This window comes from Paraburkholderia sp. CI2 (genome assembly GCF_014201055.1).
Taxonomy (GTDB): Bacteria; Pseudomonadota; Gammaproteobacteria; order Burkholderiales; family Burkholderiaceae; genus Paraburkholderia; species Paraburkholderia tuberum.
Genome location: NZ_JACHDL010000025.1, coordinates 83010 through 105232, shown reverse-complemented (window position 1 = coordinate 105232; position 22223 = coordinate 83010). Strand labels below are relative to the sequence as shown.

Below are 22223 nucleotides of genomic sequence, written 5' to 3'. Positions count from 1 at the left end.
GTGTGCTCCTTTAGGTGGGTCAAGCACCGGCCGCGACGACAGGAATGTTCGCTTCGCGCGCCGGATCGCGCGCGGCCAGATCGATAGCGGCCTGCGGCAGCGGCCAGTCGCCCGGATCGTGATGCGGAATCTGCTCGATCATCAGGTTGGCGATCTCAAAGATCAGGTTCATCGTGCCGCGGTAGCCGACGTAGCGTCGATGTGCGTTTCCAACCCGGTCGAAGACCGGAAAACCGATCCGGAAGAGCGGCTTTTGCAGGTGCTCGGCCATCTGCCTGCCGTGCGAATGGGTGATCAGCAGGTCGCAGTCCGCCGCGGCGCGCTCCATGTCTTCGAGATCGCCGATCACGACCTGATCAGCGGGCAGCAACGCGTGCGCGCGCGATCGCGTCGTGCTGATGCAGCAGCGCAACTGCGCGCCCATCTCGTGCAGCATGCTGCCGAGCGCGAACAGCAGATCGGGCTCTGCGCCGATCGCGACCTTGATGCCTCCGGTGTAGAAATGGCCGTCTAGCATCGCATCGAGCAATTGGCTGCGCTGACGCCGGTATTTCGCGGGAACGGGTCGTCCGGAGCGCTGCGCGAGCAATTGCAGCAGACGATCGTTGGGTTCCAGCCCGGTGAGCCGCCCGAACACTTCGAACGGTGTGCCGGCGATAGCATGCAATGCCTCGGCGCCGTCGCGCGTCTGCTCGCCCACGCCGATCGTCAATGCCGATGCACCCGCGGCCCGGATCTCCGCGAGCGTGGTACCGCCCAGTGTCGTGCCGCGCCAGTCCGGCGCGATATGGCCGTCGAGCGAGCCGGAAATGTCGGGCAGCACGATGACATCGAAGCCGAACGCTTCGATGATCTCGCGCAGTTCGTCGATGTCGCCAGGCGACAGATGGCTGCCGGGCAGCAGCGTCACCTGATTGGCCACCGTTGGCAACGCCTTGACCAGCGCGTTGACGATGCCGGTAATCGCATGCCGGTAGCCGTCTTCGAATGCGCCGACATAGTCGGGGGTCGACACATAGACGATCTCGGTGTCGTTGAGTTCGGGTTTGCGCTTGCGCACGGTAACGAGATAGCCGTCCACGTCGTCGCCCTCGGTCTCGGTGAGACCTGTTGAACAGATCGCGATGACCTTCGGCGCAGCGCGCTTGCGGATGTTGAGCAGCGCGGCCTCGATGTTCTCGTAGCCGCCGAGCACCGCGGTGACTTCGTCCATGGCTGTCGTCTGCAGCGGGATCGCCTCCCTGAAGTGGCGCACCAGCAGCACGAGGCCGAACGACGTGCAGCCCTGCGAGCCGTGCATCACGGGGATGCAGGCATCGAGCCCAAGGAACGCGAGGCTCGCGCCCAGCGGCTGGCTCAGCTTGAGCGGATTGACCGCACAGGCTTTCATAGATTCGACGACATCGGCCATGGCATGTTCTCGAGTTCGGGGGCGTCAGGTCGGTATACCGGGTTCGAGGCTCATCGCCCCTACCCCGCGGCGCTCGACAGCGGGCGGGCGGCTTGCCCCTGGACCACACCGAGCGCTTCCCCGTCGTCGCCCCACGGAGCAGGGATCCGCACCTGTTGCCACACCGGGTTGTAGATTGCGCGGTCGATCTCATGCACCAGCTCGACGATCCCCTCGTAGCCGCCATAAGGGTGGTGGCGTTCCTGATTGATGTCGAGCCACGGTACGCGGGCCTTCAATGCGACGAACTGTGAGCGGCCACCCGACAGCATGATGTCGGCCCGCGCGTCCCTGAGCATCGCGTACATCTCGCGCGGCGTCATGCCGTCGATCATGTGAGCGTCGTCGCCCATGATCTCCTTGATCTTATCCTTGTCTTCCTTAGTGCTCTTCTTGACGCTGGTGCCGACGATTTCGAGCCCTGCTTCCTGCAGCGCGGAAACCACCGACCAAGACTTCACGCCACCTGTGATGAGCAACACCCGCTTGCCGGTAAGGCGCGCTTTGTAGTGCGCGATGCGCTCCCACGCGCGCGCTTCCTCGGCGGCGATCAGGCGCTCGGTCCGCTCGAGCAGATCGTGCGGCGCGCCCTGCTGCACGAGCAGGCTGGCGATATGGCGCAGCGTGTCGCTCATGTCGCCGATCCCATAGAACGAGCCCTCGAAGTAAGGGATGCCGTAGCGCCGCTGCATCTTTGTCGCGATGTTGATCATCGACTTCGAGCAGACCATCATGTTGACCTTGGCGCGATGCGAACTTGCGATCTCGTTGTAGCGCCCGTCGCCGGAGATGCACGAGAGGATACGGATGCCCAGCGCGTCGAGCAGCGGCTTGGTCTGCCAGAGTTCGCCCGACAGGTTGTATTCGCCAATGACGTTGATGTCATACGGCGTCGTGTACTCGGGCTCGCGCGTGCCGATCACATGGTTGAGGATCGCCTCGCCGCCAAGCTTGTTGCCCAGATTCTTCGGCCCGGCGAAACCGGGAGAAATGACCGGAATCACCGGCTTGCCAAATTGTTCGGTGGCGCGCTTGCAGACTGCCTCGATATCGTCGCCGATCAGCGCGGTGACGCAGGTCTGGTAGACGAACACTGCGGGCGGATCGTATTTCTCGATGATTTCGCGCACGCTCCTGAACAGGCGCTTCTCGCCGCCGTACACCACGTCGAGTTCGTTGATATCGGTGGTGAAGCCGGTGCGATAGAGTTGCGAACCGGACGAAGCGGCGTGCCGGTTGTCCCACGAGTTACCTTCACAGGCAATCGGCCCGTGCACGAGGTGTGCGACGTCCACTACCGGCTGCAAAGCGATCTTCGCGCCGTCGAACGCGCACCCGCCCGCGGCCGAACCCGGCGAAAGCTGCTTCGTGCAGCCCCTTTTGCGTTCCTTCTCGCTCTTGCCTTGATTCCTGTCGCAACCCGGCTCGTCGAAAACTTCGGCGATTTGGGCATTGAGCGAAGCAGACATGACGTGCTCCTGATGGATGGACGTTTCTCTAGTGGCAAGTTCCATACCACCGGGAAACGCCTTGAAAACGTGCCAATTGGCGCTGAAGCAGTCGCTCGCGCGCATCGTCATGGCGAGTTTGAACGGTTTGCGACAGACGGTTCGCGACACAGAAAACGACAACACACGTTCACTGCCTGCCTTGCCGTTCCGTATTGAGCAGGACCCGTGCGATCGCATTCGCGCGCGCCTCCAGCAACGCATCCGGCCTCAAGGGTTCGCGAACCGCCAGGTAAGCAGTCAGCGCGCGGCGCATCCGTGGAGCTTTCGCGTAGTCCGTCTACCATGACCGGGATACGCCGCAAAGTCGCAGAGACAGACTTCCAGCAAGCGCTCGAAGCGCTCAGGCCTGATCTCGGCCGGTACGCGTTCGAGCAATGCACCGAGCGCGCCTGCGCGCATATCCCGAACGCTCTTCCAGTGTGTATGCGCCATTCGCGCCGCCTGCCCCGCTGGGCGGCTCAGTCGTCGTCGACCAGCGCGAGCAGTTCGCGCGGCGTTACCTCGTCATTGATCTCCGCGAGGCTCAACGGGTCGGACGCCGCCACCTCGCGCTCAAAGTCGTCGTAGGCGAACCACGCACGCAGCGGCACTGAGTCAGACTGCTCGACTACATAAATCATGCCCCGCTCCCTCGCTGAGGTTCGTCACGCAGGCTAGCTGTAGCGGCTCGATAACATAAATCTCCAAGGCCCGATAACAGCGTTTTTTCGGGATTACATTGGCTGAGAATATCGGCGCGTCCAGGTCCACATTAAGTGAGAACGGGGTCACGTTAACTGAGAACGGCTCGATAACATCGGCCAGGATCCACAATCAGTGAGAATGCTCGACGGGCACGCCGGTAGCCAGCAGATGAAATGGTGAGTCAGGGGCGGCATATGGGCCGCCGGCCCTTTCCGATCATTCTTCCGGACCGGACCCCTCGCTCCCTGCAACGCTCAGAAGCACTGGTCACCCACGATTCGTACTTGCGGTTTTTCCCGTGCGGGTGCGCCGCCAAGGAGCGCCTGACTCAGGTATCCGCTGCGCACCAGCATGTCCTGCAACGCGTTTTCAGCATCCTCCATGCTCACTTCGCCCTGTGCCTTACGCGCAATACTTTGCTGGGCCAACCGGCGCACCAGTTCCTTGATGAATGCAGCGCTGACGCCTTCAGTCCGCTCCACTGCAAACGCTGCGACGTCTGCCGGGATGCTCATCCTCGAACCGTAGAGCCGGAGCAGGCGCGCCCGGCAATCCGCATCAGGTGCCGGTATTTCAATGGCCTGATCAACCCGGCCTGGACGGGCCGCGAGCGCCTCCTCGATTTCCTCCGGCCGGTTGGTGGTAAGCACGAACAGGATCTCGGCGTCCTGGTGAAGTCCGTCCATTTCGTTGAGCAAGCGGTTGAGCAGACTCTCTTCCTTCGGGCCGCGCATCTCGGTGCGATGTCTCCCGATCAGATCGACGTCCTCGATGACCACCATGCTTGGCTGTAGCAACCGGGCCAGCAGCATATAGTTGTCGAGTTGCCCCACTTGATTGGCGCTGATCAGAAGGGTGGTATGCGCTGGCAGATTGCTGGCGAGGTACTTGATCGTATGGGTTTTGCCCGTTCCGGGCGGCCCGTACAGCAGGACACCCTTTTGCAACGACTGGCGTAATATCTTTAATCCTTCTCTGGTGCGTGCGAATTCAAAAATATTGCGATCCAGCAGCTCCATGGTTTGCGGTGACAGGATGACGTCCTGACGCTCCACGGCAGGCAGACGGTGCACGACGATGCTGCGGGGCTGGCCTGAATAATCCTCGGTTACCTCGAGGGAAAGAACCTTGCCCCGGTACAGACGGGACTCGCGAATTGCCTGCTCCAGCCCCGCATACACCTCGCTGCCGAAGGCCAGCCCGCGCGCGTTGGGCAGACTGACAATCTCCACGCTCGCGATAGACGTGTTCATTCCTTCCATGTGCTGCTCGAACAGCACAGCGGCTCTCAGCTCGCCATCGGTGATCAGCCACAAGCCGTTGTCGAGTACCGCGACCGGTGTTTCTTCTCCGACATCGACATCCCGGTATTTCACAGGAGCAAGGGACACCGTGGTAGACATCGGGCCGGTACTCTGCACAAACAGCGAGGAAATTGTCAACGGAAACCGCTCATGAACCTGATTGAGGCCGAGAAGGCGCGGAGCGAACGGCGTCAGCAGGCGGGAGAGCGTCTGTTGAAGCTCGGGGCGCGTGTGATGGGGAAACTGCCGCTGCGAGGAGGTGAGCTCTTCCGGGGACCGATCATCAAAATGCGCAGCTAGCGCTTCCCATGCAAATTGCTGCCTTACCGGGTCAAGGTTCTTGTGATCAATATCGGTGAACTGGTTCATGAACGGACTCTTTGATATTAGATGGCGGCGCCAAGTACCGATGCGAACGCGCAACAACGAGTCGCTACAGCTAGCTACATACAGCGCAGCAATTTCGTTTTCAGCGGTGCCCCGCTACTCGACACCCTCCGCCGCAATCTTCGCCCACACCGCACGAGGTAACCGCGGCGCGATGCCCGCCGGGCTCGCGTCGAACTGCCGTCGAGCCGCCGACATCGCACCCTGTGCAATCGCAATCTCCTCGTGCGTCAATGGCAACCGGCCGGCCACATGCGCGGGCCCCCGGGCAGCACGTGGGCGATCATCTGCGGGTTCCGGTGTTCGGGCAGCGGGACGAGGTGGTCGGCCTCGCCCACACCGGCCAGGCAAACCTAGTCGTTGATGACCTCGACGTTATGGCCGTCCTGCGTCATCTTGACCAGAGCTGCGTCTGCCGCGCCCGATGCATCCGCTGTGTCTGCCATGGCCGCGCTCTCCTCGTCAGCGAATGATGTCGTAGCTGTAGTCGGTCTTCGCCACGTCGATCGTGTTGGCGTCGAGCGCTTCGAAGAACTCGTCCAGCAGCGTGACCAGCACCCGCAACGCACCTTCATAGCCCCAGGTCGGGAAGCGATGGTAATGGTGGCGATCGAAGATCGGGAACACCATGCGTATCAGCGGCGTTTTGGTATCGCGCTCCAGATATTTGCCGTAGGTGTTGCCGATCAGGAAATCCACCGGCTCGGTAAACAGCAGTGAGCGCATGTGCCACAGATCGCGTTTCGGATACACCTTGCAGCCGGCGCCGTAGGGCGACGCGTCGAACAGCGCCTGCACCTTCGCAGCCCAGGTTTCGTTGCCGTTGGTCGCCAGCACGTGAGCCGGCTCGGCGCCGAGTTCCAGCAGGAACCGCGTGTAGCCCAGCATCTGGTCCGGGTCGCCGTAGAGTGCAAAGCGCTTGCCGTGCAGGTGAGCCTGGCTGTCGGCCATCGCATCGACGAGCTGGCCTCGCTCCTTCTCCAGTTGCGCCGGAATCGGCTTGCCGGTCACGCGCGAGATTTCCATCAGGAACTGATCGGTGCCCGCGACGCCAACCGGCGAGTTCAGCACCACCACTTCCTGGCCATGCTCGCCAATGAACTTGCTGGTCTTCTCGCAGCAGTATTCCTGGAACACGAAGGTCGCCTTCGCGTTCAACGCGCGCTCGACTTCCTCCTTGGTCGTGCCGCCTTCGTACATCCGGAACTCGCCGTCGGTCGGCGTATTCCACGTTTCGGATGGGTCGCAGATGAGGTTCACCGTCACGCCGAACAGATCGAAGATGCGGCGAATTTCCTTCATGTTGCCGACCACGTAGCCGTCGAAGCCGCCGATGAAGTTGACGCTCTCGTCGGGCACGCGCTCAAGCGGCGTCGCTGTGCCGGCCTTGCCGTCCCAGAAGTGCCTGAGGATGCCGAGCAGCGCGTTGTCGTAGCCGGTCACGTGGCTGCCGACGAAGGCCGGCGTGTGCGCGAACGGCACGTCGTAGTCTTCCGGCACGCTGCCCTTCTGCTTGCTGCTCTTGATGAGCGCGTCGAGGTCATCGCCGATCACTTCCGCCATGCAGGTCGTGGAGACCGCGATCATGTCGGGCTTGTACAGGTTGTACGCATTTGCGAGGCCGTCGATCATGTTGTTCATGCCGCCGAACACCGCCGCGTCCTCGGTCATCGACGAGCTGACGCACGAGGTCGGCTCCTTGAAGTGACGCGAGAAGTGCGAGCGGTAAAAGGCTACACAGCCCTGCGAGCCATGCACAAAACTGAGCGTCTTGTGAAAGCCGTTGGCCACGTACACTGCGCCGAGCGGCTGGCAGGCCTTGGCCGGGTTGATGGTGAGCGAGTCGCGTGCAAAGTTCTTTTGCCGGTAGTCTTCGCTCTTGGTCCACTCGACGATCTGCTTGACCTGCTCGTCTGAATGGTTGAACTCGAAATTTTCCTTTTTCGCGCGAAAAATTTTCTGGTACTCGGGCTCACGGAACAGGAGTTCCTGGTCGAGAATCTGGTCTGCGGATTGGGGCACGGGATGCTCCTGATATTCAATTCAATGGCCTGCCGTCCGGTGATCAGTCTGGTGGCCGGCGTTAGGGGTTTTTCTTCCAGGGCGCCTTGGCGAGCCCCCACACCGGGCTGGAAATGGCCATGTCCATGTCGCGCGCGAAAATGGCGTAGCCGTCGTAGCCGTGATATGGACCGGAATAGTCCCAGCTGTGCATCTGGCGAAACGGCACGCCCATCTTCTGGAACACGTACTTTTCCTTGATGCCGGAGCCGACCAGATCGGGCTGGACCTGTTCGACGAACCTCTCAAACTCGTAGCCGGTCACGTCGTCGTAAATCAGTGTGCCGTCCTTCACGTAGTGCGTGGTGCGCTGATAGTCGTCGTTGTGGCCGAATTCGTAGCCGGTGCCGACCACGTTCATGCCGAGGTCTTCGTAGGCGCCGATCACGTGGCGCGGACGCAGGCCCCCAACGAACAGCATCACGGTCTTATCCTGCAGGCGCGCTCTGAACTTCGCGTTCACCGCATCGACCAGGGGACGATACTTGGCGATCACCCTCTCCGCGTTGGCTTTGATGGTGTCGTCGAAGTGGCTGGCGATCTCGCGCAGGCTCTTCTCGATCATCGACGGGCCGAAGAAGTTGTATTCCGCCCACGGAATGCAGTACTTCTCTTCCATGTGCCGGCTGATATAGTTCATCGAGCGGTAGCAATGCAGCAAATTGAGCTTGGCCTTGGGCGTGTTCTCGAGCTCGGCGATCGAGCCGTCGCCCGACCATTGCGCGATCACGCGCAGGCCGATCTCTTCGAGCAGAATCCGGCTCGACCAGGCATCGCCGGCGATGTTGTAATCGCCGATGATCGCAACATCATAAGGCGTCGAAACAAATTCGGGCCGCTTGTCCGGATCGGCCTTGTCGAATATCCAGTCTCGAATCGCATCGTTAGCCAGATGGTGGCCCAGCGACTGGCTGACGCCGCGAAAACCTTCGCAGCGCACCGGCAAAATGGTGTGCCCTTCATACTGCGCACTCTTCGTCTTCGAGACGGCCTCGATGTCGTCGCCGATCAGGCCGATCGGGCATTCACTCTGGATCGAGATGCCCTTGTTCAGCGGAAACAGTTCCTGAATCTCGTCGATGATCTTGTCGAGCTTCTTGTCGCCGCCGAAGACGATGTCCTTTTCCTGGAAGTCCGACGTGAACTGCATCGTCACGAAGGTGTCGATACCGGTAGTGCCGATGTAGTAGTTGCGACGCGCGGCCCACGAGTACTGGCCGCAACCGACCGGACCATGACTGATGTGGATCATGTCCTTGATGGGCCCCCAGACCACGCCCTTCGAGCCGGCGTACGCGCAACCGCGAATCGTCATCACGCCCGGCAATGACTTGATGTTTGATTTCACGCCACAGTCGGGCTTGCCGTCCTCGAAGGTGCCCAAATGCTTGGCGCGCCGTTTGGCCATCTTCTCCGGATAGGCCTTCAGCACTTCATCGATCAGGGCCTTGTTCGCGGCCTTGCGCTCTTCAACAGTGACGCTCATGGGAATGCTCCATAGGGTGAGTATCAAGCCTGGCAGCGGGTAGCCGGCACGGCCCGGTTCATCGCGTGAAGAAGAACACCGGGCCGCGCGCAGCGGCGCTCGCTTAGGCGGTCAGTTCCGCTGCAGGCTTGCCGACTTGCGATTCGTCGATGGACGTCATGATTCCGTGCTCCATTAACAGGTCTTCCAGTTGATCCATCGTGATCGGCGTCGGGATCGTGCCGTTGCCCGCGTTGTTGTGCACCTTGGTGGCGAGCTGGCGATACTCTTCCGCCTGTTTGGATTCGGGCGCGAACTCGATCACCGTCATGCGGCGCAGCTCGGCGTGCTGCACGATGTTATCGCGCGGCACGAAGTGGATCAGCTTCGAACCGAGCATCTTCGCCAGCGCTTCGGCGAGTTCGAGTTCCTTGTCGGTCTGACGCTCGTTGCACACGAGCCCGCCGATCCGCACACCGCCGCTGTTCGCGTACTTCAGAATGCCCTTTGAAATGTTGTTGGCCGCATACATGGCCATCATTTCGCCGGACATCACAATGTAGATTTCCTGCGCCTTGTTCTCACGAATCGGCATTGCGAAACCGCCGCACACCACGTCGCCGAGCACGTCGTACGACACGTAGTCCACGCCGTCATAGGCGCCGTTTTCTTCGAGGAAGTTGATCGACGTGATGACGCCACGGCCCGCGCAGCCGACGCCCGGTTCCGGACCGCCGGACTCCACGCAACGGATGTTGCGGTAACCGATCTTCATCACGTCCTCGAGTTCGAGGTCCTCCACCGAGCCGGCTTCGGCCGCTAGCGACAGGATGGTGTCCTGCGCCTTTGCATGCAGGATCAGGCGGGTAGAGTCCGCCTTGGGATCGCAGCCGACGATCAGGATCTTCTGCCCGAGTTCAGTCAGGGCTGCCAGGGTGTTCTGCGAGGTGGTCGACTTGCCGATACCGCCTTTACCGTAGAACGCGATTTGCCGAAGTTTAGACATTGCATTTCTCCATTCAGGAAGAAGGGTTGAAATCAGGGTTGCGTAACCGCGACCATGTCAGCCTGTCGTGCCTGTATGGGTCTTCTTATATCGAGCCACGCATCGGCCGGACCTGTGTCCGCGCTGGACTCCAAACGCAGCTTCTGTGCCACGTCACCAGCGGTACTGCGACGCGTCCGCCCCGCCGCGCTGCGGCGGTTGGTTCGGGACTTTTGCGGACTCCTCTTCTGTCTTGTCGATTTCGCGACAAACCACGCGAACTTCGTCGCCAATGAAACCATTCGGGCGCGTTTGTCGTGCGATTTCTGTCGCATTGGCCTGCGTGCAGCCGGACAATCGCCGGGTTGCGGCCTGGTTCGGTTATTGCGTTGATCGCGCCATGGACACACCAGCCACCCAAGCTTCGCGACCGGTGCCGCGCGAGACGCACTTCGACCGTCTAGGCGGCGAGACCGCCGTCATCCGCCTGGTCGATGCGTTCTATCGGCACATGGATACGCGGGCCCACGCGCAGCGCATTCGCGCGATGCATCACCCGGACCTGTCTTCGACGAAGGCCGTGCTGGTGCTGTATCTGTGCGAATGGCTCGGCGCCGACAAGCGGTACTCGGCACAGCGCGGCCAACCACGGCTGCGCACGCGTCATGCCGCATTCGCGATCGGCACCGCCGAACGGGATGCGTGGCTAGCTTGCATGCGCGCCGCGTTCGACGAGACGGGTGTCGATCCGGTGCTACGCGATGAACTGATGCAGGCCTTTTTCAAAATCGCCGACCGGATGCGCAATACGCAGACGTGAATCCCTCTTCAACGCTGTTTAACCCAAGGATCTGTGATGACCGAAACGCTCGCGCACAAGGAGATCGACGACACCGCGTTCGCCCGTCTCGAACATGAAGGCCGTCTGCTCAACCCGGTTCTCAAGGGGCTGACGAACAAGTTCGGCCGGGTCGGCTTCCGCGGCGAACTTGCGCTGCGCTTTGCCCCAAAGCTCGCCGACGAAGCGCGGCCGCCGGAGCTGACCTGCGATCAGGTGATGGCATGCGCGACGATCGGCCATAAGCACTTGCCGTTCTTCGCCGGGTATCTGTTGAGCTTCGAGCATCTGAAGGACGTGGCCGAGGTGCTCAGCGACACGCTCTCGGCGGATGGCAAGTATTTTCTGTTTTGCGACAACATCGACCTGAGCAAGCGATATCAGGTGCCGTACAAGGGCGCGATGTTCTATGTGCTGCCGATTCTCGAGTCCACCGTCTACAACGAGATGCTCGAACTGCTGTACCTCGAAAAGAACGAATTGAAGAAAAAGGACTCAGGCGGCAAGCTGGATGCGGTAGCGGACGCGGCCATCAAGTTCGACGTGACCTTCGAGACGATCACCTACAGCGAAGGACTTGAATTGATGGGGCCAGTGCGCAACCCCAACGAGAACCGGCCCGTCTGAGGCGCGGGTCCCTGCGGCTGCCGCCCGCGCGGCTGCGCCAACCGATGTTCCCTTGCACCCGAACGCGACCATGATCATGCACACTGACACTGCTTTCGTCGTCCGCGAACGCCTGGCCTCGCGCGTTGTCCGGAACCCCGATGCACAACTCGAAACGATCGTGCCCGCCGCACTTTCCACCTGGCTGGCGTACCACGGCTTCCCTGCTCCCCATTCGCGCTGCGTGAACGGCGAAACGCCGTTGATGCGCGCCGCGCAGCATGGCGAGGACGCGGTGGTCGAAGCGTTGCTCGCACTCGGCGCACGCGCCGACGCGCTCGATGACGACGGCAACCATGCGCTCTGGTTCGCGTGCCTGCACGGCGGCCCCGCGACCATCCTGCGGCTGATCGACGCCGGCGCGCCGATCGACCATGTGAACGACGACGACATCACATGCCTGATGCAGGCAGCCGCGAGCGCTCGCCTCGACGTCCTGCAGATGCTGCTTGCGCATGGGGCGAACGCAGAACTGTGCGCACCGGATGGCCGCAGCGCGCACGACATGGCAGCCGACCTCGGGCTGCAACTGCTGCTTGCTTTCGGATGACAGGCTTTGTTAGCGAGTCTTACCGTAACCGTCAAACGGTGTCGGCATCGGCATCAGATGGGCGCGCTCCTGCTCGAACACGTCGGCGACGCTCAGGTCACGATAGTCCGGATGCTTCACCTGATCCCACGACGACCGGCACCGGGTCGCCAGCCATGCATTCAGATCAGCGAAACTGCCGAAGCGTTGCGCACGCGCCTCAATCCAGATGCGCAGACGGCTGTCCTGCACGTTCTTCTCGACGACGCCTTTCTCCCAGCCACTGGCGACGTTGCAGAAGTCCGGATCGAACAGGTAGTGCGAGCACATCACTGCGAAACGCGGATTTACTGTGCGACCCTTGCCTTTGTGAACCTTGTCTACGGCCGTTTTCATATTGTCGTAGATGCCCCGGCGGGCCATCCCGCCGAAGGCCGCGAACAAGCGCGTATGGGCATCGAACAGCATCTCGTGCCGCTGGCTCGGATAGGCAACCAGCCAGAACGCCCGCGACGCACATAGCTTCATGTGCGACACCTGCAGCTTGCGGTAAATGCCGCCGACAACCAGTCCTTCCTCGGACCGGTCAAACTGGAATGCCTCGCCCAGTTCGAATCGCAACGGCACAAACGCCGATTTCGAAACCGCCTTGCCTTCGCCTTGCCGCCAGCCCCGGATGAAATCGGTCACCCGCGAGTAACAGCCGTCGTAGCCGCCCGCCTTGATCTCCTGAAACAGCATCCAGGCGGTGCGCCGCTCCTTCTTCGACCGCCGCGCGTCGACACTGAGCGCCTGCACCAGCGCCTCATGAAACGGCGTCAACCGGGTCGGCTGGGAGCGCCGCTGATACTTCGGCTCCTCCTGAACATCCATGTTCAGATATTTACTAATCGTGTTGCGCGACAGGCTTGTGAGACGTGCTATCTCGCGTACCGACCTGTTCTGGCGGTGGAACATCCGCCGCACCTTGCCAATCATCGTCATCGGGATCATCCCCAAACACCCTGCCAGAAAAACTAGCAGGATAGGTTGATTGCCCGGCTCAATTTTCAGTCGGCGCGATCCCTACATGTGGCATGTGGCCGAATTTTCGGTCGGCGTAAACACGGTATGTTCACCCCGAGCCCCGGTGGCACGTCTTGAGATGCGTTCAGTATGGCACGCTGGTTGCCACTCATCGGTGGCTTCCGCCACCGATTGAGCAGCGCGAAAGCTTCGAACTATCAGGAAGCGTCGGCCTGTAGAACGCCGAGCATTGCGATACAAGTGGTTAAACGAAGCTCAACGACGAAGGGAGACGGGTCCTGATTGAGATCGTTAATAATCACGGTGAAGTCTGCGGCAGTGTCATCGATCGCGGTCTTCAGATTTGTCAGGTCGCTAAGGCTGGAGGCCTCGGCGGCAGCCAATTGGCCCCGTGCCGCGCCTTCCTGTGCCTGCAATGTCGTCATCTGACTCTGGATAGAGCCTTCGACGTGGGCTAGCTGCGTAACCGACGACGACATGAGAGCCGCGGCAGCGTTCGATTGGGTGAGTAGTGATGTCGCGCTTTGTTGGTACGTACTGATGGTGGCAGCGACGTCCGAGACAGTTTTGGCTATCGAGCCCGGACTTGCACCTTTTTTAAGGTCAGCGAGCGCACCATTCAGCGCGGTGATTGCCGAACCGGTATAGCCGAGCAGGGCCGTCTAAAAAGGAGCGGCGTCCTTCAGAATGCCGATAAGAGAATTGCAGACGGAGTTCTGAATTGGCACCGCGTCGCCGGGCAATCCTTGGATGGACCGCAATTTGGAGACACTACTGTTCAGGGCGGCCAAAGTCTGTGAAAAAGGACCCATGTTGTCTCTTTCCTTCGTTGTGGTATGACGGGGTCGCCTCCGTTGGAATCAATCCCGACGGAGGCCGCACGGGCTAGCGGATCGCGTTACGCCACTCCTGCTGAGGCGGGCAGATTGGCGACCTTCGCGATGAGATCGCTTACGGTCTGACGCGCGGCGGCCGATTGCACGGTTACGCGAGCCATTTGGCCCTTGACCGTCTGGATGTCCGCCAGGAGCGTCCCGATTTCGCCGTTTGCCGCTTTTATGAACAGGGTGCGGATCTCGTCCGCACTCGAAATCCCCTTGTTCAAATCGGCGATGATGTCGCCCAGATCAAATGTGATGCTTTCCCACGCGTTTGCCATCGCCGATGCTGCAGTAATGGCACCATTGACCTGCGTAGAAAGTGATGTGTAGCCGCCACTAATCGCCGTAGCGAGCTTTACCTCTTCCTTCAGGTCCGCTTGTTCGGTGAGCAGCGACGCCTTCGCCTTATTCGCTGCGACGAGCCCGGCTGCCGCGCCGGCTTCACCGAAGACTCCCATCAAGACAATGCCAACGCCGCCGATGACTGCACCGGTAGACGCGCCAGCGGTGACAAATTCAGCGATCGCCCCTACGCAGATGACAAATACGCCGCCTACGACAGTCAGCCCGCTCAGAACGGTTCCGGCGATTGCGCCGTCGATTTCTGCCTGAGCTTTGCTGAGTTCCCCTTTGATGGTGGCGAGAATCCCGTCTGTTCCGCCAACCGCACTATTCATATTGGTAACGGTGGTTGTGAAGTCCGCTGAGTCCGTCGTGAGATTCGCGCCAAGCGTCTGGAGGTTGGTGACAATCTGGTTCGCGGCGCCTTGGTATTTCACCGACTCCTGCTGCACCGCCGTGAGGGCGGCTGTCCACTCGGCAACAGTCGAGCCTGCCGGCAGCGTCGCCGGTAGTGCTTTGTTGAGCTGGTAGTAGTTGTCGATGTTTGCCATGTTTTCGATCAGGCTGGGCTGCAGCGTGTCCAGATAATAGATCGCATGGCCTTTCGCGGTGGTGAGCCCGTCGTTGATTTGTGTCTGGTATTGCGACAGACCGTCGATGCCAGAAAAATCCACCTGGGGCTGTTCGAGAACGCTATTTGCATAGGTTTGAACGGTCAGGGCAGCACCCATTTGCTGAGTGTTTGCATCGCCAATTGCTGTCGCATTTCCGCTGATATCCGGCATTTTTACCCTCGCTATTAAATTCAAATTGCATTGAACGCGACCTGAAGTGGCCGCACGTAACGAACTCAATTAGTAAAAGGAACGTGCGTCGCGCGACCAGCGAAATCGGTCCACTGATCAGTCGAAAAATCGTATAGTTTGCAGCCTCGTGCGGTGTCGAAGTACCAACGCCACGAAAACCGCTGCACGACGATCCGTTCCGGAAGCATCGCTTCGAGGGTTCGCTGAGCACCGACGAGCCCGTATAGAGGGAGACTCATGTCGACGTGATGCGCGGTGTGCTCCATGATGTGATGAAACAGCGCGCCAAAACGCCAGCGAAAGGTCAAGTGCACCGTCGTGGATACGAACGGATCCGAACGCCCCCATTTCGCGCGATCGTCGTACCAGCGGATTTGCGGATGCGTGTGGTGCGCGTACACGACGAAACCCACCATCGCGCACCAGAACAGGAACGGCACCCCGAACCCGCATGCGATTGACGGGACCACCCCCCGCTGCGTCGCGCGAGCGATCCACGCGAGCGCGCCGATCCACAGCAGTGCGAACACCGATACCAGCGTGCAGTCACGGAAGAACACGGGGCGCCGCGTCGGCATGGCGGCCCGCGACGGAAAAAACATCTTCGTCCACCAAATTTCGATCATGTAGTAGAGACCGGGCGCCCAGCCGCTGCGATAGATACGTTCCAGTGCGCGCCGTGGCCCACTCAAGGCGCGATATTCCTGGATCGTCAGCGGTGCCCACACAAAATCGACGCCTTTCAGGTTCGTGTAGCCGTGATGCACCACGTTGTGACCCACTTGCCACAGGCTGTACGGCGTGAGCGACGGCAGGAAGGCGATCCGGCCCAGCCAGCGGTTGAGCGTGCGGTGCCGGGTCAGGCTCTCATGACATGCGTCGTGACCGATGACGAAGAGCCGTCCGATGACGAAGCCCGCCATGCATCCGAATACGGTCTTCAGCACGAACCCGTGCGCGAACACGCTCGCGGCGAGCGCACACAATAGCAAAACGTAGTCGAACACGAGCAGCAGAAGCGCGTAGGCGGTGCGGCGTTCGGCGAACGGTGTCAGCCACGAGCGGATGACCTTGCGATGGGGCAATGGCTCATTGGCGGGAACGGGGTGATTCGGACTGTTCATGAAGAAAGACCGGTAGAGCGGTGCAGCACAACACTACGCACGCGGCCGACGGCTGCATGCCGTGTCCGCGATGATGTCACCAGACCGTTTCGCGCTGGTGGCGAGTCAGCGCGACATCATGTTCATGCTGACATTGTGCATCACCCAGATCGTGCCGAAGATCAGGAACAGCGCGGCGAGCGCGGTGTAGCATAACGCCAGCCCGTTCCAGCGCTGGCCGCGCGACAGGTCGAGATGCAGGAACGTCACCAGTTGCACGACGATCTGCACGAACGCCAGCAACGCGAGCGCCATAATCGCGGAGCCGGACGGCAGCAACCGTTGCGTGACGATCGAGAATGAGCCAGCAGTCAGCGCCACGGCAAGCACGAAACCGGTGATATAACCGGCGACGTCACCACGCGAGGCGGTCGTGGACGTCGAGTGTGAATGGACCATTTAGAGCATGCTCCCGAGATAGACAAACGAAAACACGCAGATCCACACGATGTCGAGGAAGTGCCAGAAGAGGCTCAGGCACGTCAGACTCGTGAGGTCGCGACCGGACAGTTCAGGCGAGCGGACGACATGCACGACGAGCACGGCCATCCAGACGAGGCCGGCTGTCACGTGCAGGCCGTGGGTGCCAACCAGCGTGAAGAACGACGACAGGAAGGCGCTGCGACTGGGCCCAGCACCGTCGGCGACCAGGTGCGAGAACTCGCGCAGCTCTAACGCGAGGAACAGCGCGCCAAGCACGAACGTCACGAGGAGCCAGCCGATCACGGCACCACGCCCCTGGCGCTGCGCGCCGAGCATCGCGAAGCCGTAGGTGGTGCTGCTCAGCAGCAGCGCGCCGGTTTGAAGTGCAACACCCGGGATGTCGAACAGGTCCCGTCCGGACGCGCCGCCCGCGAACTGGTGCGCCATCACGGCGAACACGGCGAACAGCGACGCGAACAGCATGCAGTCGGTCATCAGGTACAGCCAGAAGCCGAACACGGTGGGCGTTGGGCCGTGGTCAGCGCTCGACCTGCCGTGATGGACGAGTAATGCAGATTGCGTCATGGGTCAGGTCTCCGCGGATTCGGGTAATTCAAGGGCGGCCGGGGTGGGTGCGCTGCCGCGTCGTGCTTCGATTTCGCGCACGCGCGAGGCCGGAATCACGTAGCCATGGTCGTCGCGGAAGCTACGCGCGATCAGCGCGGCGACGATCGCGACGAAGGCCAGCACGGCGAGCCACGTGATGTGCCAGACGCCGGCGAAGCCGAGCACGAGGCTGAATGCGCCGATCAGGAACCCGTCCGCGGTATTCGACGGTAGGTGGATGTCCTCGTAATGCGCCAGTGCGGCATTTGCTGCGCCGCTTTCCTTCATGTGCGCGAACGCGTCGAGCTGGTGGACGACCGGTATGCGCGCGAAGTTGTAGACAGCGGGCGGCGACGCGGTGGCCCATTCGAGCGTGCGGCCGTTCCACGGGTCGCCCGTCAGGTCGCCGTATTCCGGCTCGTTGCGATGGATCACGCTCACGACGACCTGGGCGATCTGGTGCACGACACCGAGTGCGATCAGCACCACGCCGCATGCGGCGACGAACAGCCAGGGATGCCAGGTCGGGTTGTCGTAGTGATTCAGGCGCCGGGTCATGCCCATGAAGCCGAGCACGTAGAGCGGCACGAACGACACGTAGAAGCCGACGAACCAGCACCAGAAAGCCCGCTTGCCGAGCTTCTCGTTAAGCTTGAAGCCGAACGCCTTCGGGAACCAGTAATGGAAGCCTGCGAGATAGCCGAACACGACGCCGCCTATGATCGCGTTGTGAAAGTGCGCGATCAGGAACAGGCTGTTGTGCAGCACGAAGTCCGCGCCCGGGATCGCCATCATCACGCCCGTCATGCCGCCGATCGTGAACGTGACCATGAAGCCGATCGTCCACAGCACGGGTGCGGTGAACTCGATGCGACCGCGGTACATCGTGAACAGCCAGTTGAAGACTTTCACGCCCGTGGGGATCGCGATGACCATCGTCATAATGCCGAAGAACGCGTTGACGTCCGCGCCGGAACCCATCGTGAAGAAGTGGTGCGCCCACACGAGGAATGCGAGCACCGTGATCGCGCACGACGCGTAGACCATCGTTCTGTAGCCAAACAGCGGTTTCTTCGCGAAGGTCGCGATCACTTCCGAGTAGATGCCGAACGCGGGCAGCACGAGGATGTACACCTCCGGGTGGCCCCACGCCCAGATCAGGTTCAGGTACAGCATCGCGTTGCCGCCGAGCTCATTGGTGAAAAAGTGCATGCCTGCGTAGCGGTCGAGGCCGAGCAGTGCGAGCGTCACGGTTAGGATCGGGAACGTTGCCATGATCAGCACGTTCGAGCACAGCGCGGTCCACGTGAACACCGGCATCTTCATCAGCGTCATGCCGGGCGCGCGCAGCTTGACGATCGTCACGAAGAAGTTGATCGCGGTAATCAGCGTACCGACGCCGGAGAGCTGCAGACTCCAGATGTAGTAGTCGACCCCGACGCCGGGACTGAACTGCAGCTCCGACAGCGGTGGATACGCGAGCCAGCCGACCTGCGCGAACTCGCCGATCACGAGCGACAGATTGATCAGGATCGCGCTGATCGCCGTCATCCAGAAGCTCAGCGAATTCAGGAACGGGAAGGCGACGTCGCGCGCGCCGATCTGCAGCGGCACGACAAGATTGAAGAGGCCGACCATCAGCGCCATCGCCATGAAGAAGATCATGATGACACCGTGCGCGGTGAATATCTGGTCGTAGTGGTGCGGCGGCAGGTAACCGGGGCCGTGAAACGCGATCGCGAGCTGAAGCCGCATCATTACGGCGTCGACAAAACCGCGCACGAGCATCAGCACCGCGACGATGATGTACATGATGCCGATCTTCTTGTGATCGACGCTTGTCAGCCACTCGGTCCAGAGCCACTTCCAGCGGCCGAGCTTCGTGAGCGTGACGATGACCCCCAGCACGATGAGCGCCATGAACGCGGCCGCGCCCATGATGATCGGCTGATCGAACGGAATCGCGCCGGGCGTGAGTTTTCCAAACATGGCTTACTCCGTGGTCTGCGTGCGACAGGCGGCGTCGCGGAAGGCCGTGACGTTGCCGTTGTTGTATCGGGCAACGATGTTGCGGAACAGGTACTGGTCGATCGATGAGAAGTAGCGTACCGACTGCTTCTCGCTCGGCTTCGCGACTTCGGCGTATTCGTCCATGCTAAGGCGGTCCGGCGAAGCCTTGACCTTGCGCACCCATGCGTCGAAGTCGGTGGTGCTCGTCGCGAGCGTGCGGAACTTCATGTCGGTGAATCCCTTGCCGCTGAAGTTGGCGGACATGCCTTCGAAATTGCCCGGTGCATCCGCGATCAGGTGCAGACGGGTCTGCATGCCGACCATTGCATACACCTGGGTGCCGAGTTGCGGGATGAAGAATGAGTTCATCACCGAGTCCGACGTGATCCGGAAATTCACCGGCGTATCGACTGGCACGGCGAGCTGGTTCACCGACGCAATGCCGAGGTCCGGGTAGATGAAGAGCCACTTCCAGTCGAGCGCGACCACCTCGACGTCGATCGGCTTCACGCTCGACTGCAGCGGCCGGTACGGGTCGAGCTCATGCGTGGTGCGCCACGTCAGGATACCGAGGTACAGGATGATCAGGGCGGGGATAGTCCAGACGACGATCTCGATCGCCGTCGAGTGCGCCCATTTGGGTGCGTAGATCGCGTGACGGTTCGACGCACGGTAGCGCCACGCGAAGAACAGCGTCAGCAGGATCACCGGGATCACGACGATCAGCATCGCCCACGTGGCGGTGGCGATCAGCGACTTCTCGGCCGCGCCGACGCTCCCTTTTGGATCAAGCACAGTCAGATCACATCCCGATAGACAGGCGCTCAATGTCGTGACGATGGCTATCGACCGTTTCCTTAAGGCTTTTCTGTCTGTCATAGTGGTTAAGTCCGGGTTGTGGCACTTTTGACGTGAAGTTGGCTTGACGCATGCGGCATGACACTCGCAGCATCATGGTCCGACAACCGGCCAGCTTTGTGATTGATGTCGATCAAGGACGAACAAAGCGGCGGGGTGCGGTGCACTGACGCAGTGCGCGGGCTAAATCAGGCGACAGTCTGCTGCGACAAACCGTAGATCAGGTCGACGTTAATTGAGAGAAATCCCGCATCGCGTGCGCCGCTGAGTGCGCGTTCCACCACATCGAGTGGCTGGATGCGATTGACAGCCTGCTGAACGTCGGTCGCAAAGTCCTGTACGCCGAAGCTCGCCCGGTTGAAGCCGAGGCGCGCGAGTGGTGAAAGCGTTTTGGTGCTGACGGTTCGCGGATCAATTTCGATGGCAAGTTCTGCGTCGATCGAGAACGCGAAGCGGTTCTGCAGTTGCTGGACAAGCTCTTCGAGTTCGGCAACAGGGAAGAAGGTCGGCGTTCCATCTCCCAGATGCAGCTGCACGGTTCGCCGGTCAGGTCCGAGATGTGACGCGACCAGGTCCATCTCACGAACGAGGTAGCTCAGATATCTGGCGCTGCAGCCATGGTCGTGCGTAATGACCTTGTTGCATGCACAGAAGTAGCAGAGTGATCTGCGTGCCGTTCGGCGGCTGCAGCCAGTCCGGCCTCAAGGCTCCCGCTATCTCGACATTCCTACGCGTGACCCGATGTCGCATCTTGACTTCGGGATCGGGACCGGTTGATCCTGCGCAAGGGCAGCCCTGATTTGCGCGTCGACAATTCCCCGCATACGTCAACAAGGGGAAAGCGATGAAGCACATGATTAAGGCCGTCATGATCGTGGCAAGCCTGTGCACTACCGGTTTGTTCGAAGTGCTGGCATACGCGGATGACGTAAGCGCGAACGGAAGCACGATGGCAGGCCAGGTGCCGGCGGATGGGATCCACGCCGGTGACGTGCTCGTGCGTCTGCGTGCCATCTCGATCCAGCCCGAAGTACACACCAGCGGCACGTTGTCGTCGCTCGGCGTGGGTGTCAATAACGCACTCGTGCCGGAGTTGGACCTGACCTATATGATCCGCGACGCGATCGGCATCGAGCTGATTCTCGCCACCTCGCGGCACCACGTGACGTCCGACCTCGGCGATCTCGGTGGCGTGAACGTGCTGCCACCGACGCTGCTGCTGCAATATCACTTCAACCATGCTGGCATGATCCGACCGTATGTCGGCGCGGGGGTCAACTACACGTACTTCTACAACGACGGCCTGAGCGCGGGCCCCGTAGGCATCCAGGTGTCACGCAGCAGCTTCGGTCCGGCGGTGCAGGCTGGCGTCGACGTGCAGATCACGAAGACCGTCTTTCTCAACGCGGATATCAAGAAGATCTGGATGCACACGGACGCCTCGCTCGGCGATAGTTCGTTGGGCCGGCTGGACATCGACCCACTGGTACTGGGAATAGGCGTCGGGATGAAGTTCTAGCGAGCGCGCAATGACGGACCACAGCTCGCACCAACGGGCGATCCGCTGCGCCCCATCCACCTGAAACGGAGATCTGATCACTATGCCCCTGTACGACTACCGCTGCGCGGCCTGCGGCCACGCGTTCGAAACGCTGGTGCGCGCCGGCCACACGCCCGTCTGCCCGCAATGCGGCGGCACCGCGCTGGACAAGCAGGTCAGCGCGCCGGCCTCGCCCGGCAAGAGCCGCGCGATCATCTCCCGCGCGCGGCGTCAGGCGGCGCGCGAAGGGCACCTCAGCAACTATTCGCCGGCCGAGCGTCGCAAGCTGCTGCGCTGAGCCCAACGGGGAATCGCGCTGTCGATGTATATGAACCTCGAGGGCGCCTACGGGATGGCACTCAGTCTCACCGTCTTGATGGCCGGCACGCTGGATCAGGCCACCGCCGACAGCCTGCTGGAACGCGCGAAGGGCATCTGCCCGTATCTCGACGCGTGGCTTCGCAACATTGCGTCAGCACGGCCGCCCTCGCGCTCGAGCGCTTCGATGACCACGACGGAAACGTCCTGCGCATGCAGTACGCGCGCCAGCGCGAGGCCGAGTTGCCTGCAGCAGGGTCGCGCCGGCGGCAACGCCGTAGGTCTTGCCCGAAGGCAGTACGGTCAATGTGGTCATGACGGCGATCTTGATAAAGGGCTACGGATAAAGAACGATGGATAGCGGCCACGC

20 protein-coding genes and 2 pseudogenes are annotated in these 22223 nt (G+C 61.2%); 6 read left to right on the top strand and 16 right to left on the bottom strand.

Annotated features, from left to right (window positions below; translation table 11 throughout):
- Positions 1-19: 19 nt before the first annotated feature.
- The 7 genes from nifN to nifH form a co-directional block, all read right to left on the bottom strand.
- Positions 20-1411, bottom strand: coding sequence for a nitrogenase iron-molybdenum cofactor biosynthesis protein NifN (gene nifN, locus HDG32_RS28325; protein ID WP_184072354.1), 1392 nt, complete (start codon positions 1409-1411; stop codon positions 20-22).
- Positions 1412-1470: 59 nt separating this feature from the next.
- Positions 1471-2919, bottom strand: coding sequence for a nitrogenase iron-molybdenum cofactor biosynthesis protein NifE (gene nifE, locus HDG32_RS28320; protein ID WP_184072352.1), 1449 nt, complete (start codon positions 2917-2919; stop codon positions 1471-1473).
- 500 nt (positions 2920-3419) lie between these two features.
- On the bottom strand, positions 3420-3581 hold the full coding sequence (locus HDG32_RS28315; protein WP_018423161.1) for a hypothetical protein: 162 nt from the start codon (positions 3579-3581) through the stop codon (positions 3420-3422).
- A 318-nt stretch (positions 3582-3899) separates the two neighbouring features.
- Positions 3900-5318, bottom strand: a complete 1419-nt coding sequence (locus HDG32_RS28310) for an AAA family ATPase (RefSeq protein WP_184072350.1) — start codon at positions 5316-5318, stop codon at positions 3900-3902.
- Between the two features lie 480 nt (positions 5319-5798).
- Positions 5799-7358 carry a nitrogenase molybdenum-iron protein subunit beta gene (nifK, locus tag HDG32_RS28300; protein ID WP_184072348.1) on the bottom strand — a complete coding sequence of 520 codons (1560 nt, stop codon included), beginning with the start codon at positions 7356-7358 and terminating at the stop codon, positions 5799-5801.
- A 61-nt stretch (positions 7359-7419) separates the two neighbouring features.
- Positions 7420-8883, bottom strand: coding sequence for a nitrogenase molybdenum-iron protein alpha chain (nifD, locus tag HDG32_RS28295; RefSeq protein ID WP_133667172.1), 1464 nt, complete (start codon positions 8881-8883; stop codon positions 7420-7422).
- Positions 8884-8986: 103 nt separating this feature from the next.
- Positions 8987-9868 (bottom strand): nitrogenase iron protein, encoded by an 882-nt coding sequence (nifH, locus tag HDG32_RS28290; protein WP_018423167.1) that lies wholly within the window; start codon positions 9866-9868, stop codon positions 8987-8989.
- A 379-nt stretch (positions 9869-10247) separates the two neighbouring features.
- Here nifH and HDG32_RS28285 point away from each other — a divergent pair, with 379 nt between their 5' ends.
- The 3 genes from HDG32_RS28285 (at position 10248) to HDG32_RS28275 (ending at position 11901) form a co-directional block, all read left to right on the top strand.
- Positions 10248-10667, top strand: a complete 420-nt coding sequence (locus HDG32_RS28285; RefSeq protein WP_184072346.1) for a group II truncated hemoglobin — start codon at positions 10248-10250, stop codon at positions 10665-10667.
- 36 nt (positions 10668-10703) lie between these two features.
- Positions 10704-11312: a hypothetical protein gene (locus HDG32_RS28280; RefSeq protein WP_184072344.1), complete on the top strand. Its 609-nt coding sequence runs from the start codon at positions 10704-10706 to the stop codon at positions 11310-11312.
- 70 nt (positions 11313-11382) lie between these two features.
- On the top strand, positions 11383-11901 hold the full coding sequence (locus HDG32_RS28275; RefSeq protein ID WP_184072342.1) for an ankyrin repeat domain-containing protein: 519 nt from the start codon (positions 11383-11385) through the stop codon (positions 11899-11901).
- Between the two features lie 24 nt (positions 11902-11925).
- Here the strand turns inward: HDG32_RS28275 and istA are convergent.
- The 9 genes and pseudogenes from istA to HDG32_RS28230 all read right to left on the bottom strand — a co-directional run.
- Positions 11926-12864 (bottom strand): annotated as a pseudogene (istA, locus tag HDG32_RS28270) (IS21 family transposase); the annotation flags it as partial.
- A gap of 239 nt (positions 12865-13103) precedes the next feature.
- Positions 13104-13331 carry a hypothetical protein gene (locus HDG32_RS28265; protein WP_184072340.1) on the bottom strand — a complete coding sequence of 76 codons (228 nt, stop codon included), beginning with the start codon at positions 13329-13331 and terminating at the stop codon, positions 13104-13106.
- A gap of 473 nt (positions 13332-13804) precedes the next feature.
- Positions 13805-14914 carry an HBL/NHE enterotoxin family protein gene (locus HDG32_RS28260; RefSeq protein WP_184072338.1) on the bottom strand — a complete coding sequence of 370 codons (1110 nt, stop codon included), beginning with the start codon at positions 14912-14914 and terminating at the stop codon, positions 13805-13807.
- Positions 14915-14979: 65 nt separating this feature from the next.
- Positions 14980-16059 carry a fatty acid desaturase gene (locus HDG32_RS28255; protein WP_260336625.1) on the bottom strand — a complete coding sequence of 360 codons (1080 nt, stop codon included), beginning with the start codon at positions 16057-16059 and terminating at the stop codon, positions 14980-14982.
- A gap of 105 nt (positions 16060-16164) precedes the next feature.
- On the bottom strand, positions 16165-16497 hold the full coding sequence (gene cyoD, locus HDG32_RS28250; RefSeq protein WP_184072336.1) for a cytochrome o ubiquinol oxidase subunit IV: 333 nt from the start codon (positions 16495-16497) through the stop codon (positions 16165-16167).
- Positions 16498-17106 carry a cytochrome o ubiquinol oxidase subunit III gene (gene cyoC, locus HDG32_RS28245; RefSeq protein ID WP_184072334.1) on the bottom strand — a complete coding sequence of 203 codons (609 nt, stop codon included), beginning with the start codon at positions 17104-17106 and terminating at the stop codon, positions 16498-16500.
- A gap of 3 nt (positions 17107-17109) precedes the next feature.
- Positions 17110-19116, bottom strand: a complete 2007-nt coding sequence (gene cyoB, locus HDG32_RS28240) for a cytochrome o ubiquinol oxidase subunit I (protein ID WP_184072332.1) — start codon at positions 19114-19116, stop codon at positions 17110-17112.
- Positions 19117-19119: 3 nt separating this feature from the next.
- The gene (cyoA, locus tag HDG32_RS28235) at positions 19120-20016 is read right to left on the bottom strand and encodes a ubiquinol oxidase subunit II (protein ID WP_260336624.1); all 897 of its coding nucleotides are present in this window, start codon (positions 20014-20016) and stop codon (positions 19120-19122) included.
- A gap of 170 nt (positions 20017-20186) precedes the next feature.
- Positions 20187-20675, bottom strand: a pseudogene (locus HDG32_RS28230) (radical SAM protein); the annotation flags it as partial.
- A gap of 164 nt (positions 20676-20839) precedes the next feature.
- Here HDG32_RS28230 and HDG32_RS28225 point away from each other — a divergent pair.
- The 3 genes from HDG32_RS28225 to HDG32_RS28215 all read left to right on the top strand — a co-directional run bounded on the left by HDG32_RS28225 (position 20840) and on the right by HDG32_RS28215 (position 22214).
- The gene (locus HDG32_RS28225) at positions 20840-21514 is read left to right on the top strand and encodes an OmpW family protein (RefSeq protein WP_184072330.1); all 675 of its coding nucleotides are present in this window, start codon (positions 20840-20842) and stop codon (positions 21512-21514) included.
- Between the two features lie 82 nt (positions 21515-21596).
- Positions 21597-21833, top strand: coding sequence for a zinc ribbon domain-containing protein (locus tag HDG32_RS28220; RefSeq protein WP_090811320.1), 237 nt, complete (start codon positions 21597-21599; stop codon positions 21831-21833).
- A gap of 24 nt (positions 21834-21857) precedes the next feature.
- The gene (locus HDG32_RS28215; protein ID WP_184072328.1) at positions 21858-22214 is read left to right on the top strand and encodes a hypothetical protein; all 357 of its coding nucleotides are present in this window, start codon (positions 21858-21860) and stop codon (positions 22212-22214) included.
- Positions 22215-22223: the final 9 nt, after the last annotated feature.